The 14,332-nt window shown below is 27.8% G+C and carries 11 protein-coding genes and 1 pseudogene; 2 read left to right on the top strand and 10 right to left on the bottom strand.

Features of this window, described 5'->3' with window-relative positions; genetic code table 4:
* Nucleotides 1-13: 13 nt before the first annotated feature.
* The 9 genes and pseudogenes from MALL_RS01035 to uvrB all read right to left on the bottom strand — a co-directional run bounded on the left by MALL_RS01035 (nucleotide 14) and on the right by uvrB (nucleotide 11,094).
* Complete coding sequence (locus tag MALL_RS01035) at nucleotides 14-1,441, bottom strand: MFS transporter (protein ID WP_005683337.1); 1,428 nt, start codon at nucleotides 1,439-1,441, stop codon at nucleotides 14-16.
* The gene (locus MALL_RS01040) at nucleotides 1,428-1,892 is read right to left on the bottom strand and encodes an NINE protein (RefSeq protein ID WP_005683409.1); all 465 of its coding nucleotides are present in this window, start codon (nucleotides 1,890-1,892) and stop codon (nucleotides 1,428-1,430) included. Before MALL_RS01040 ends, MALL_RS01035 begins: the two co-directional genes overlap by 14 nt.
* A gap of 7 nt (nucleotides 1,893-1,899) precedes the next feature.
* Entirely contained in the window at nucleotides 1,900-2,610 is a 711-nt protein-coding gene (locus tag MALL_RS01045) for a glycerophosphodiester phosphodiesterase family protein (protein WP_005683291.1), read from the bottom strand.
* Between the two features lie 161 nt (nucleotides 2,611-2,771).
* Entirely contained in the window at nucleotides 2,772-3,701 is a 930-nt protein-coding gene (locus MALL_RS01050; protein WP_005683375.1) for an NAD(P)/FAD-dependent oxidoreductase, read from the bottom strand.
* 8 nt (nucleotides 3,702-3,709) lie between these two features.
* On the bottom strand, nucleotides 3,710-4,696 hold the full coding sequence (gene lgt / locus MALL_RS01055) for a prolipoprotein diacylglyceryl transferase (RefSeq protein WP_005683362.1): 987 nt from the start codon (nucleotides 4,694-4,696) through the stop codon (nucleotides 3,710-3,712).
* Nucleotides 4,696-5,619: an HPr(Ser) kinase/phosphatase gene (gene hprK / locus MALL_RS01060; protein WP_005683320.1), complete on the bottom strand. Its 924-nt coding sequence runs from the start codon at nucleotides 5,617-5,619 to the stop codon at nucleotides 4,696-4,698. The genes lgt and hprK overlap by 1 nt, the downstream gene beginning before the upstream one ends.
* Nucleotides 5,620-5,665: 46 nt before the next feature.
* A pseudogene (uvrA, locus tag MALL_RS01065) lies at nucleotides 5,666-8,524 on the bottom strand (excinuclease ABC subunit UvrA).
* A gap of 9 nt (nucleotides 8,525-8,533) precedes the next feature.
* On the bottom strand, nucleotides 8,534-9,049 hold the full coding sequence (locus MALL_RS01070; RefSeq protein WP_005683357.1) for a hypothetical protein: 516 nt from the start codon (nucleotides 9,047-9,049) through the stop codon (nucleotides 8,534-8,536).
* 71 nt (nucleotides 9,050-9,120) lie between these two features.
* Nucleotides 9,121-11,094 (bottom strand): excinuclease ABC subunit UvrB, encoded by a 1,974-nt coding sequence (gene uvrB, locus MALL_RS01075; RefSeq protein ID WP_005683263.1) that lies wholly within the window; start codon nucleotides 11,092-11,094, stop codon nucleotides 9,121-9,123.
* A gap of 93 nt (nucleotides 11,095-11,187) precedes the next feature.
* Here uvrB and MALL_RS01080 point away from each other — a divergent pair, with 93 nt between their 5' ends.
* The gene (locus MALL_RS01080; RefSeq protein WP_005683297.1) at nucleotides 11,188-11,553 is read left to right on the top strand and encodes an IMPACT family protein; all 366 of its coding nucleotides are present in this window, start codon (nucleotides 11,188-11,190) and stop codon (nucleotides 11,551-11,553) included.
* A 1-nt stretch (nucleotide 11,554) separates the two neighbouring features.
* Nucleotides 11,555-12,904, top strand: a complete 1,350-nt coding sequence (locus MALL_RS01085; RefSeq protein ID WP_005683295.1) for a M17 family metallopeptidase — start codon at nucleotides 11,555-11,557, stop codon at nucleotides 12,902-12,904.
* A gap of 32 nt (nucleotides 12,905-12,936) precedes the next feature.
* On the opposite strand, the gene MALL_RS01090 is transcribed toward MALL_RS01085, so the two are convergent.
* Entirely contained in the window at nucleotides 12,937-14,331 is a 1,395-nt protein-coding gene (locus tag MALL_RS01090; RefSeq protein ID WP_005683433.1) for a class I SAM-dependent RNA methyltransferase, read from the bottom strand.
* Nucleotide 14,332 lies beyond the last annotated feature (1 nt).

The following is a 14,332-nucleotide window of genomic DNA, read 5'->3' on the forward strand; positions in this document are numbered from 1 at the left end:
TTATAAAACACTTTTAAGCGTTATTAAGGTCTCTTCATCTAAAGTAATTAATTTTTAATTTATTATTAAATTTATAGTTAGATAAATAAACTGCAAGTCCGAATAATAAACCAATAAAAGCAACAGCTATTCCTAAACCTAAAATGATTTGGTAACCACCTTGAGTTGTTGTTTTAGTAATTGGATCTTTGTAGTTTTTAGAAACTTCACCAGCTATTTGATAGAATCATGCATCTGAAGAAAATCCTATGAAACTTAATACAGCTGAAACAGCACCATATGAATTTTTAGGACGATAAATTTCTGCAGTTTGAGCATATCTTAAAGTTACCATTATTCATGATAAAAATGCAGAAGCGAATAATAAAATAACCATTAAAACCATAGCAGCTTGTTTGTACTCATCAGAATATGTGGCAAACGAGTTAATTGTAGGGTCACTTGAGACACCAGGTAAGAAAATAAAAATTGTTACTAAAATAAATCCAACAAATAAAACTCCTATTAGTAATAATGTTATAGATTTAAATTTATCAGCGAATCTTCCAACAAATCCGCTTATTGCCATTCTAAGACCATATAGTCTAAACCCGGCAATAATTGTTAAAGCTAAAGTTGGTACTAAAACAACATTAGCTAACATTTGGTTTAAATAGTATGAAAATGTTGATTGGAACATGTACATACCCATAACAAAGAAGCTTAAAGCTCACACTTTTCAATCTTTCATAACATTGAAAAGTGTTTTTGTGTTAATGGCAAATTTTTCTGAAGTTGGTTTTTCTTCAACAAATATTCAAGTTAGAACTCCCAAAATCATTAATAATGCTGCAATCATAAATACAAATGTAGCAAAAGGTACATATTTATAACTTGTAGAAGCAAATTTTGCAGTTAAAACTGTTGCAACTGTTCCTAATATAGCAATAAATATAACTCCAACAAAACCATTATATGAACCTTGAAGTCCATAAGCTAAACCTTGGTCTTCTTTTTCAGTTTGTTGAGAAACTAATTTTCATAAAGGTGTTCAGAACAATGGAGTAGTTGTAACACCTCATAGTGCAAATATTATGTAATATTGTGAAGCTAATGTTTCATTATCAACACCAGCACCATTAAGTGCTAAAAATCCAAATCAAATGGTTAATATCCCTGTAAGAAAGACGGATATGGAAACCATTTTACGAGATGAAAACTTATCGGCTAGTCATCCTCCAGGAAGTTGTGTTAAAAGAGTTACACCTCCTAAAATAGCTGTCATTGTTGAAACTTGATGTTCTTCAATGTGTAAGTATTGTTGTAAATTAGGTACAATACTTTTTAAATAATATGGTGCTGCAATCATAAAAACGTCTGCAGCAGCCAAAATGAATAAGGCTAAATTTCTTTTTCAACCTAAATGTTTCATTTTTGAGAAAGTTGATTTAAAAAAGTTCATTTTTGAAAACATCCTTTCTGTATTTTGAACCTACACATTGAAAATGAATATCACGTGGTGTAGTTACTGACATGACTAGATCTATAAAGTAAAATCCAGCAGCACTTGAAAAAATTAAAATTGATCAAATGATCATAGCATCGGGATAATTTTTAAAAGCATAATTATCCAGTCCTACTCATAAATAAATTAATATTGGCGTTAAAACACTAATTAATAAAAGTTTTGTTGCGGCTGATATTTTTTTACCTAAATACCAACGGTCAATTCCTAAAAAGCCTAGTAGCAAGCTTAATAAGATAACAACAGTTTTATTTTTATCTGATTTATTTTTACAATAATAAGTAGGAATTATTTTTTCTTTAATTTTATTTTGTGAATAAAGCTCTTGAACATATTGATGCTCTTTTTTAATTTCTTCATCACTAAAAATTAATTTAGTTTTTTTCATAATCTCCTTAATATTTGTAATTGCTAATTTGTGCAAATACGTTTTTATCGTTTTTGTATTTATCAAAATTTTGTATTGATTTTATGGTCCATAAGCAAAACTTTTTATTTCATGACAAATACAATTCTTTGTCTTTTTCATACATAGGTAATCATGGATGTAGAAATTCGCAAAATGATAACATTTCAGAAACATTAATGTTTTTTAATTGCGATTCTTTTCATCACAAGAACCCATATCTTAATTTAGGATTTAAAACATATAAACGTCTTAGTGAGTTGTAATTAAATGAAGAAAAGATAATTTTGTTTCAATGTTTTTTATATTTAGACATTAAATTATTAATATTTTCTTCTATTCCTTCATACTCAGTAACATCCGTTTTTATTTCTATATTAAGATATTGAACATGTTCTATGTATAAATCCAATAATTCTTCAAGAGTTAAAATTCTTTGAATTGGTAAATTTTTGCCCATAAATAATGAGTGATCATCTTCAAGTAATTCTTTATAAGTAGACTTACCTACTGTTCTATTTGATTTTGCAGTTCGATTAGTTGTTTCATCATGAATAACAACTAAAACATTATCTTTAGTTTGATGAACATCTATTTCAAATCCATCAAATCCAAATATTAATGCCGCATCAAAAGCAAGCCTTGTATTTTCAGGTGCAATACCACTATATCCTCGATGAGCTAGTAAAATTTGTTTCATATACCTCCTTAATTGGATAATAAAATTATATATTCGAAACTTGTTTTAAAAAATATGATATGTATATATTTCCACATTTTTTTACTTATATTTTTTTAAATAAAACTAATAAGTGAAAAAAGTAATAAAAACACCGATTTCTCGGTGTTGTAATTTTGTTATTAATTTTGTTTTGATAAATGATCTGAAATACTTTTAGCAGCAATAGCTCCATCGGCAGCAGCAGTAACAATTTGTCTTATGTTTTTAACTCTAATATCACCAGCTGCATAAACACCAGGTACTCTTGTTTCCATTTCTTCATTTGTTTTAATAAATCCTGTAGGTTCTAAAACTCCTAATCCTTGTGCAAAATATGCAGCGGGTTCAAGTCCAATATATGGGAAAAATGAAGCAATTTCTAATGATGTAATTTTTCCGTTTTTATCTTTAACCAAGGCTTTTTCAACCATGTCGCCACCTTGTAATTCAACAATTTGGCTTTCTCTAAAAATAGTTACATTGTCTAGTTTTAATAAATCATCAACTAATCTTTTTTCAGCATTGAATTCAGCATCTTTAATAACTAAATAAACGTGTGAAGCAATTTTAGATAAATAAACCGATTCTTCAACCGCTGAATTTCCTCCACCTAAAACTAATGTAGGATTTTTTCCAAAAATTGGTCCATCACAAATAGCACAGAAACTAACTCCACGATCTATAAAAGTTTCAACGTTTTTAATAAATGTAGGAATTCTGTTTTTCATTCCTGTTGCAATAAGAACTGATTTTGCACTTAATGTTTTACCATCTTTTAAAACTATTTCTTTGTCAAATTCAGAGTGGCTAATAATGTTTTCAACTTCACCATAAACATATTTAGCTCCATATTCTTGAGCGTGTCCAAAGAATTTTTGAGCCATTTCTCAACCTTCCATGTTTCCAAAACCTAGTCAGTTTTCAATTTTTGAAGTAGCTGATAATTTACCACCAGGTGCACCTTTTTCTACAAAGGCTACTGATAAGTTAGCTCTTGAAGCATACAAGGCAGCGTTAAGTCCTGCTGGACCTGATCCAATAATTACTAAATCATATTGTTGTTTTGTCATAATTTCTCCTAAATAATTTGTGTTGTTCTTTCATTCATTTTTCTTTTAATTATATTTTTAATATTTGTTCTATCAACTCATTTTAAATATTCTTCTTCTCTTACGTATGAATATTCAAAGTAATATTTGTTTCAAACTTTTTTGTATTCAACACGGCATCAAAATTCATAATAAATAAAAATAATTGTTCCTAAAATTATGAATAATAAAGCTGTTATAGAATAAATTGCAAACGATTCTTGTCTTAAAGGTTCCATTGCTAAACGAACTAACCCATATCAAATAAAGTAGAATCCAGAGGTTGAACCAGGTTTGAATATACCAAATAAGTTAAATATTCAAACAATTAAAATGTATCCTACTAAGTTTGCTAATCCTTCATATAAGAATAATGGGTATCTAAATGCACCTTGATTTTTTCCTAAAAGTTGTTCTGAAAAACTATCAATAATAAACATATTTTGGGCAAATGATTTTCCAAATATTAATGATGAATTTCCAGTTCAGTCTATTTTTCCATAAACCTCGTGGTTAGCATAGTTTCCTCAACGACCAACAAATTGTCCAATTAAGATTGTTGGAATAATATAACTTATACATTTTCTCACATCAACTATGTGACGGTTAAAGTAAACATAAATTAAGTCACAAGTAGCAGCTAAAATAATTCCACCTTGAATTGAAAGTCCCCCGTCTCAGGCCGCATATCAGGCACTACCGGCAAATGGATTAGGACTATAAATTAATTCTTCAATTACATAACCTAATCTAGATCCAAAAATAGACATAGGAACTGTTATTAAAATAAGTGTTAAAAATACTTCACTTTTGTATTTTTCTCTAGTTCAGAAAAAAGTAATTGTCAAAATAGAAGCAAGAATACCCATCATAATCATTAATGAATATAAGTGAAATTGGTAAGAACCAATTGAAAAAAGGATTGCACTATCTCCAGATTTAAAAGCAAATTCTGGAATTCATGTTGGTGTTTGCATTATTTTTTACTCCTTTCTGTAATTTCTTTTATAACATCTAAGCCATCATGTCTAGCTAGATATGAACTAACTGCTGCTTCAATAAGTGAGGCAGTTGAGCCCCCGTCTTTAACAGGAATTTGAATTTTTTTGATGTAAGTTTTATTAATTGGATATTTTAAAAAGCCTATACCAATGCGATCTAAGTCATTTTGGTGTTGTTTTTGAACAAGTTCAACTACTAAGTTAATTTCACAATTTCTAGCTACAGAGGTAATTCCATAAGTATATTTAATATCAATAATTCCAATTCCGCGAACTTCTAAAAAGTTACGTGTAATCTTTGGCGATGAACCAACAAAATGTCCACCAGTGTCTTTAATTAAAACAGCATCATCTGCTATAAAAATATGTCCTCTTTGAATTAAATCAAGAGTTGCTTCTGATTTACCAGAGCCACTTGGTCCTACTATTAAAACTCCAACTCCTCCGATTAAAACTAAACAACCATGTACTTGAGTTTCTTCTAAATAAAAATTATTTAAGTAAGAACCAATTGTCGTAGTTATCACTGCTGTAGATGAATTGGGCAAAATACAAACTGGAATTTTGTATTTATTAGCTGTTTCAATAATTCATTTTGCTGGTAAAGAACTAACTCCACGAGACAAAATTACAATAGGTGGGTGATATCTAAATATTGAATCTAAAGCTTCAATACTTTTATCTTTTCCAATTGAAACAAATCATTTACTTTCTGTTGTTCCTCAACAAATAACATTGTGACTAATACGAGCGTTTTTAATTTGTCCAGTTAGTTCTAAACCAACTCTTTTGATGGCAGGACTTAAAACATCTCGATTAATAGGATGAGCATCTTTGTTAGTAATTTCTAAACCAAAACGCTCAATGATCATGTTAATATTAACTGCTTTTTTAATCATTAATACCTCTTAATTTCTTTTAAATATTTTACTTTATTATTTAAAATTAAGAATGTAATAATTTAGCAAGAAATTGACCAGTATAACTATCCTCTTTTTGCGCTACTTGTTCAGGTGTTCCACTTGCTACAACTCTTCCACCATTAATTCCACCATCGGGTCCTAAATCGATAAGATGGTCACAACTTTTAATTACATCTAAATTGTGTTCAATAACTAAAACTGTGTCTCCGTTATCAACAATTCTATTTAGAATTTTAATTAATTTTGCAACATCATGAGTGTGTAATCCAGTTGTTGGTTCGTCTAAAACAAATAATGTCATTCCAGTTGGTTTTTTTTGTAAATGAGCTGCTAGTTTTACTCTTTGTGCTTCTCCACCTGATAATGTTGTAGAGTTTTGACCTAGTTTTATATAACCTAAACCTACATCAAATAAAGTCTGCAATTTAGTTAAGATTTTTGGTTTATTAGCAAAAACTTCAAGTGCTTCTTCTACTGATAGATTCAAAATATCATAAATGCTTTTATTATGATACTTAATTTCTAAAGTCTCTCTGTTATAGCGTTTTCCGTCACACTGGTCACAATTAATGTAAACATCTGGTAAAAAATGCATTTCAATTTTTATTAAACCATCACCTTGACATTTTTCACAACGTCCACCAGGAACATTAAAACTGAATCGTCCTTTTGCATAACCACGAGCTTTTGATTCTGTTGACATAGCAAATATATCTCTTATTTCATCAAAAACTCCAGTATAAGTTGCTGGATTTGAACGAGGTGTTCTACCGATTGGACTTTGTGTTATTTCAATTATTTTGTCAATGTCAAAAGCACCTTTTACTGAATCAACTAAAGCTTTTTTTCTAGGTTTAAATGATAAACTATAAGGATTTAAATCTTCCATATTCAACTCGTTAACAATGATATTTGTTACTAAAGTAGATTTTCCAGAACCACTAACTCCAGTAACTCCAACTAATTTTCCAAGTGGAATTGTAACATCAATATTTTTTAAATTATTTTCTCTAGCACCTTTAATTACTAATTTTTTACCATTCCCACTACGACGATGTCTTGGAATTGGAATTTCTCATTCTTTTGATAAATATTTACCAGTTATTGATTGCTCTGATTTGCAAATATCATCAACGCTTCCTTGAGCAACAATTTGTCCTCCATGAATACCTGCTTCTGGTCCTATATCAACTATATGGTCAGCAGAAAAAATTGTTTCATCATCATGTTCTACAACTACTAAAGTGTTCCCTAATTCAACCATTTGTTTAAGCGCATCAATAAGCATTAAGTTATCTTTTTGGTGTAATCCAATTGATGGTTCATCTAAAATATATAAAACACCAGTAAGTTTTGAACCAATTTGAGTTGCTAAACGAATACGCTGGGCTTCTCCTCCTGAAAGAGATTCAGCGGTTCTAGATAAAGTTAAATAATCTAATCCTACATTTTTTAAAAAACTTAATCTGTTTACTAATTCATCTATGATTAAGCGAGATATATTTTTTTCTTGTTCATCTATTTGTGCATTTTCTATTGTAATTAAGGCATCAGCAACAGACAATAAAGTTAAGTCATAAATATTTTTATTATCTATTTTTATAGCTAAACCATATTGATTTAATCTTGAACCTTTACATTTTGAACACGCAAAAGTACCCATATATCTTTTTAGTTAATCTCTTATTCTTTCACTACTTGTATCATAGTAAGATTTTTCAACTTTAGTTAAAACTCCATCAATATATCTAGAATAATTTGAAATATTACCACTTGAACTTCTTAGAGAAAATGTTATTTCTTCTTTTGAACCATATTTTATAATTTCAATTTGTTCATCTGTTAATGTATTAATTGGCTTGTCTATAGGTATATTGTATTTTTTTAGCAACACTTCAAATTCTTGTCATTCTAAATTTTTAGTATTAACAGTGTTTTTAAAAATGTCTATTGCACCTTGTTCTATTGTGTAATTATCATTAACAATAATTGCATTAAAATCAGGTTTAAATTCAACTCCAATACCCTTGCAATTTTCACACATTCCATATGGTGAGTTAAATGAAAAAAGTTTAGTTTCAATTTTAGGAACTTCAAAATCTTTATAAATACAACTATGGTTTTTAGAAAAGATTTTAACTTCTTTTGTTTCAACATTTTCAACCTTGATGTGTCCACCAGCTTTTTCTAAACAAATATCAACAGATTGTGCAATTCTTTCATAATTTTCTTCACTTAGAGCAATTCTATTAATTACCAAATCAATAGAATGACGGGCATTTTTGTCTAATTCTATGTCATCATTTAATTTATATATGACTCCATCAATTTTTACTCTTAAAAAACCTTCTTGTTTTAATTTAGTTAATAAATTTTGGTGAGTTCCTTTTTCTCCTTCAACTAAAGGCGCTGAAAATATCAACATTGTATTTTCTTTATATTTATAAATAGAGTCAATAATGTCTTTAGTTGTTTGTGAAGAAATTTCTATATTATGTTTTGGGCAAAATGGTTTACCAATCCGAGCAAAAAGTAATCTTAAATAATCATAAATTTCAGTTACTGTTCCAACAGTTGAACGCGGATTATTATGAACGGTTTTTTGTTCAATAGAAATAGCTGGAGATAAACCTTCAATACTATCAACATCAGGTTTTGAAGTTCCACCCAAAAACATTCTTGCATAAGAACTTAAACTATCTACATATCTTCTTCTTCCTTCTTCGTAAATAGTGTTAAAAGCTAATGAAGATTTACCAGAACCACTTAATCCTGTAAAAACTACTAATTTGTTTTTAGGAATTGTAAGAGAAATATTTTTTAAATTATTTTCTCTAGCTCCTTTGATAATTAAAAAATTCTGTAAATCTTTATTTGCCATTTTTTTCTCCTATAATGGAGCATCACACCCATTAAATGGATGAAAAATAAAAGTCATTTTATCTAGTAATTCTAATGTTTTTTGGTCAAACAAGTTAAATTCTAGTAATGCAATTAAGTCTTTTGATGTTCCATCTAATTTAAATAAGTGAAACAAAGTTCCAATAGCTTCCATGTTAACTCTAGGTCCATATGTTTCATAAACTTTTGCTATAAAATCTTCTAAACTTTTGCTTTCTTTAACTTCTTTGCTAACTTTAGCTGCTTTTTCAGGTAATTCTTTTGTGTATTTACCTTCGCTAAAAAGTAAGTAAGCAAATAAAATTGAAAATTCTTCTAAATTTTTTCTAACTCTTGAAGAGTTTGGATTTAATTTAAATTCTAACAATTTAGTTTCTAATTCCTTATTTTTAAATTGATGATATTTTAACATTTTAATCAAATCTGCAAAAATATCATAAACATCTAAACTCAAGTCATTAATAATGTCTGTGTTTTGTTTTATTTCTTTTATTGTGTAATTCATAATACCTCTTTTCATATCTATTTTAGCAAAAAGTTAAATTTTAGTTAAAAAAATACTAAAAAATTAACTTTTTAGTTTTTTTCTATCTCTATTACTAAATCTCTAAGCTCAATTGCTCGTTCATAATCAAGATCTTTTGCTGCTTGCTTCATTTGTATTTTTATTTTTTTAATCATTTCATCTTTTTCTTGTTTTGAAATTTTCTTATTTTTAGATAAAACTAACTCTAAAGAATTGTCTATTTCATGTCCTTGAATAGGTTCTAAAATTTCTTTATATATAGTTTGTGGAATAATATTATGTTTTTTATTGTAAGCGATTTGAAGATTTCTTTTATATTCATTATCTTTAAAACATTCTTTTAAAGATTTTGTTAAAACATCAGCATAAAATATAACGCGCCCATCTTTGTTTCTAGCTGCCCGTCCTGCAATCTGGATTAAACTTGATTTGTTTCTCATAAACCCTTCTTTATCCGCATCCAAAACCACAACTAAAGAAACTTCTGGTAAATCAATCCCTTCTCTTAATAAATTAATTCCTATAACAACATCATAAATTCCTTTACGTAATTTTCGTAAAATATCATTTCTTTTAAATGTGTCATAATCAGAGTGAATATAAGCTGACTTTACCTTTCTTGTTTGCATATAACTAGATAATTCTTCAGCACTACGTTTAGTAGTTGTTAAAATTATAGCTCTTTGGTCTTTAGTTATTTGTCCTTGAATTTGATCAAAAATATCTTCTATTTGATTTTTTGTAGGTTTAATTTCTAAAATTGGATCAAGCAACCCTGTTGGTCTAACATAAAGTTTTGTAACTAGTCCTTCTGATTTATCGAGTTCATATTCATTTGGTGTTGCTGAAATATAAATTCGTTGATAGTCAAATGAATTTTCAAATTCTTCAAACTTTAAAGGTCTGTTTTCAAGAGCAGAAGGAAGTCTAAAACCATAATCAACTAGAGTTTGCTTTCTAGCTCTATCACCTTTATACATCCCATTAAGTTGAGGAATCATCATATGTGATTCGTCCAAAAATAAAATAGTATCACTTGGTAAATAATCAAATAAAGTAAATGGACGTTGACCAAAATTTCTACCATCTAAATACATTGTGTAATTTTCAATTCCAGAGCAAAAACCGTATTCAGCCATATCATCCATATCATTTTTTACTCTTTCAGAAATTCTTTGTGCTTCTAAAAGTAAGTTGTTTTCTTTAAAATACTTTTCTCTATTTTCCATTTCTTGCTTAATCATAGGGAGAATAGTATCAAAAACGCTATTTGAAACTGTATATGCTTCTCCTGGATAAATAAAATAAGTTTTAAAAGTTTTAATCACATTTTTAGTTATTTTGTCAACATGACTTATTTCTTCAATAGTGTCACCAAAAAAATCTATTCTTAATAAGTAGTCTTCACTGTCTGCTGGAGAAATTAATATTGTATCTCCTTTTACACTAAAACTACCTGGTGGATTATCAATGTCATTTCTATCATATTTTATTTTTACTAATGTTCTTAAAAAATCTTTGAAAACAAAATCTAAACCAACAAAAATTTCTAAAATTCCTTTTTGATATTCATTAGGATTTAAAGCTCCATAAATAGAACTAACTGATGCTACAACAATAACATCACGACGTTTTAAGAGCGAATTAATTGTTGACATTCTTAGAAGTTCAATGTCTTGATTTGTCTTAGAAGTTTTTTCTATGTAAGTATCAGAAGTTGGTAAATAAGCTTCAGGTCTATAGTAGTCAAAATAACTAACAAAATACTCCACAGCATTATGTGGAAAAAATGATTTTAGTTCACTATATAACTGACTTGCTAAAGTTTTATTATGTGAAAGAACTAAAACAGGACGATCAAAGTTTTGAATAACATTGGCAACAGTAAATGTTTTACCAGACCCAGTTACTCCTTCTAAAACTTGATGTTTTAAACCTTCAGCAATTCCTTCTGAAATTTCTTGAATTGCTTTTGGCTGATCACCACTTGGTTTATAGTTTGCTCTTAATTGAAAAATAGACATAAAAAAATTATAAATTATGTTTTTATAATTAGTAATTTTTAAATAAATTTTAATGTTTCTTTTCTTTACAAAAAATATGTTTAAAATAGTAATATGAATGAATTAATTGTCAAAAAATCCAGGTTTATTTCGCAAGCTTATTCAATCAATTCTAAAGAGCAAATTTCTAAAATAATTGATGCTTTGTGAGTTGAAAATAAAAAAGCTCGTCATATATGTTATGCCTTTTTATATAAGGATCAAGAGGGGATTATAAACGGTGGATTCAACGATGATGGTGAACCAAAAAACACTGCAGGTAAAGCTATTTACGATTTAATAAATTTAAAAAAAGCTGATAATTTACTTGTTGTAACAATTAGATATTTTGGTGGAATAAAACTTGGAGCAGGCGGATTAATTAAAGCTTATCGAAAAAGTGCTTCAATTGCCATTGATTCATTTTTAAAAGGAGAATAAAATGTTAAAACTATATACAAATAAAAGAAATAAAGATATGCTTTTTAAAATAGCATATCAAAACGGTAATTTTCCTACTTATGTAAGCAAAAAAAATGCTTCACTAACAAGTAATGTTGAATCAAATGAAGCTTATTTATATGTAGATAAGGAAAATTCAAATTATTATTCAGTTGCTAAATTACTTTTAAATGCACTAAGTGATCTAAAAAGAAGTTATCAATTGGACGTAGCATCATTAGTAAATGAAAGCATTTCACTTAAAGATGCTGTCCAATTAGCCTATAAAGCAGTTGAATTTGCTACTTTTACTCTTTTTGCAAAACATCAAAAAGAAGAAAAAAATAAATACTCAATAAGCTTTTATTTAGATAATAATGAACTAAAAGAATTTGCTCAAGAACAAATTATTATTAATCAAGCAATTTCACAAACAAGAAATTTACAAATTATGCCTGAAAACTTTTTAAATTCAGAACAACTTGCTGAACATGTTGTTTCAGACTTACAAAATATTAAAAATTTGAGAGTAAAAGTTTTAACAAAAGCACAAATAAGAGAGCTTGGAATGAACTTAATTTTATCGGTAAACAAAGGAAGTACTCATGAACCAAGAGTAGTTGTTATTGAATATACTGGGGATAAAAGTTCAAAAGAAAAAATAGTTTATGTAGGAAAAGGAATTACATTTGATACTGGTGGTGTTAACACAAAAGGTTATCATATGGAAGGCATGAAATTTGATATGTCTGGTTCTGTTATTGTGGCATATTCACTAAAAAGCATTGCACAATTAGAGCTTAAAAAGAATGTTAGTGCAGTTATGTGTATTACCGACAATAGACTAGATGGCGATGCTTCGTTACCTGAAAATGTTTATCAATCAATGTCTGGAAAATGAGTTGAAGTAACTGATACAGATGCTGAAGGAAGACTGGTTTTAGCAGATGGTTTATACTATGCAGCCGATATTTTAAAAGCAACAACAATCGTTGATGTTGCAACACTAACTGGTTCATTAATGTATGCTTTAGGAAAAGTTTATACTGGAATTTGATCAACCGATGATAAAAATTGAGAAAAATTTTGTTCTGCTGCAAGTCAAGCAAAAGAAAAAGTATGAAGAATGCCAATGCATAAGGATTTCCACAAAACTAATACTTCAAGTAAAGTTGCTGACTTAAATAACTGATCAGGATCCTCAAAAGCTGATCATAATTCAGCAGCAATGTTTTTAAAAGAATTTACTAAAGATGTTCCTTATATTCACTGTGATGTTGCCTCAACAGCCGATGTTAATGGAGAACCAATGGCAGCCATGGTTCATACATTAGTAGAATTTGCAAAATAATTAAAAAACACGTCTTGCGTGTTTTTATTATTTTATCTGTTCTTTTTTGTAATAAAACTCAATGTTTCAATATGACTTGTGTTTTTAAATACGTCATATCCTTTAACAAAATTTATGTCATAACCAAAACTATCAAAAATAGTTATATCTCTTATTAAAGTCCCTAAATCACAAGATACATAAATAATTTTATCTGCATTATTATTTACTAAAAAATCAATTAATTCTTTATCTAGACCTGACCTTGGTGGATCTAATAAAACAACTTTGTTATTAAGTGTAATATTTTTTTCTTTTATAACTTTATAAACATCTCCACAATAATAAGTAGCATTGTTAAACTCATTCAATTTTGCATTTTCTCGAGCATTTTCTATTGCTTGTTTTACTATTTCAATTCCTATGATGTTTAATTTTTCTAAACCAGTAGATATTCCTAAAGAACCTACACCACAGTATAATTCTAAAACATTATCTACATTAAATAATTTTAAAATTGATTTTATATCTTCAGAAATCCTTTTAAAATTTCAAGTGTTTGTTTGAAAAAATGAATAATAATTAACCTTAAATTTTTTGTTATTTAATTCCATATAAAAATCTTTTAAATTTAAAAACTCATAAAAATAGTTTTCTGCTTTAAAAGCTACTTGTAACACTAGACTTTCAAAATAAATATTATTATGCAATTGATCTAAATCTGATTTATTAAGTGGCTCTAACATTGTAAAAATAATTTGATATTCTTTAGCACTATTTTCTCTGATAGTCATTTCTAAAAACTTTTTGATTAAATCTTTAGACAAATAACTATTTATTTTAAAAACTGTATTTTGGATAATTCTATTCATTTGATCTGAACCTAAAATATAGTTTTGACTTTTAATTAATTTATTAGTTTTAAAAATATGCATTCCAGTTATTAATTTTCCTCTTTCATAAATAAACGGAATTTTTAACTTATTTCTTTTTGCTAATTGTTCATCTAATAATAAGTCACAATCATTGCTTGTTGGTTCAATAGAAATAGAATCTATATTTTTAAATATTTTAATGTTATTTAAAGGTAGTTTTTGTTCAAAAAAGATTGGTATATGCGGCATTTTTCATGATATTCATTTTTTAAGTAATTCATATTTAAATTTAAATTGTTCTGAATATTTTAATGATGCTAAAGGTAAAGAATTTGAAATTAGTTCACTTTTAGTGGGACTATATATTCTATTTTCAGATGATTCTAGAAGTTCTTCAACATAACCAAAAGCATGATTTTTATTTACCTTTGTAATTTTAACAATTCCTTTTTCGCCTGCAAGCAAGCCAGATACAAAAATTTTAAAATTACTTTTATAGTTGCAAGTTCCTAGTCCTTCATAACTTAATTCATAAGCTTGTAATTCTAAAATTTGATTAATTTGCAACTTCATT

It is taken from the genome of Mycoplasmopsis alligatoris A21JP2, assembly GCF_000178375.1.
In the GTDB taxonomy this organism is placed as follows: Bacteria; Bacillota_I; Bacilli_A; order Mycoplasmatales; family Metamycoplasmataceae; genus Mycoplasmopsis; species Mycoplasmopsis alligatoris.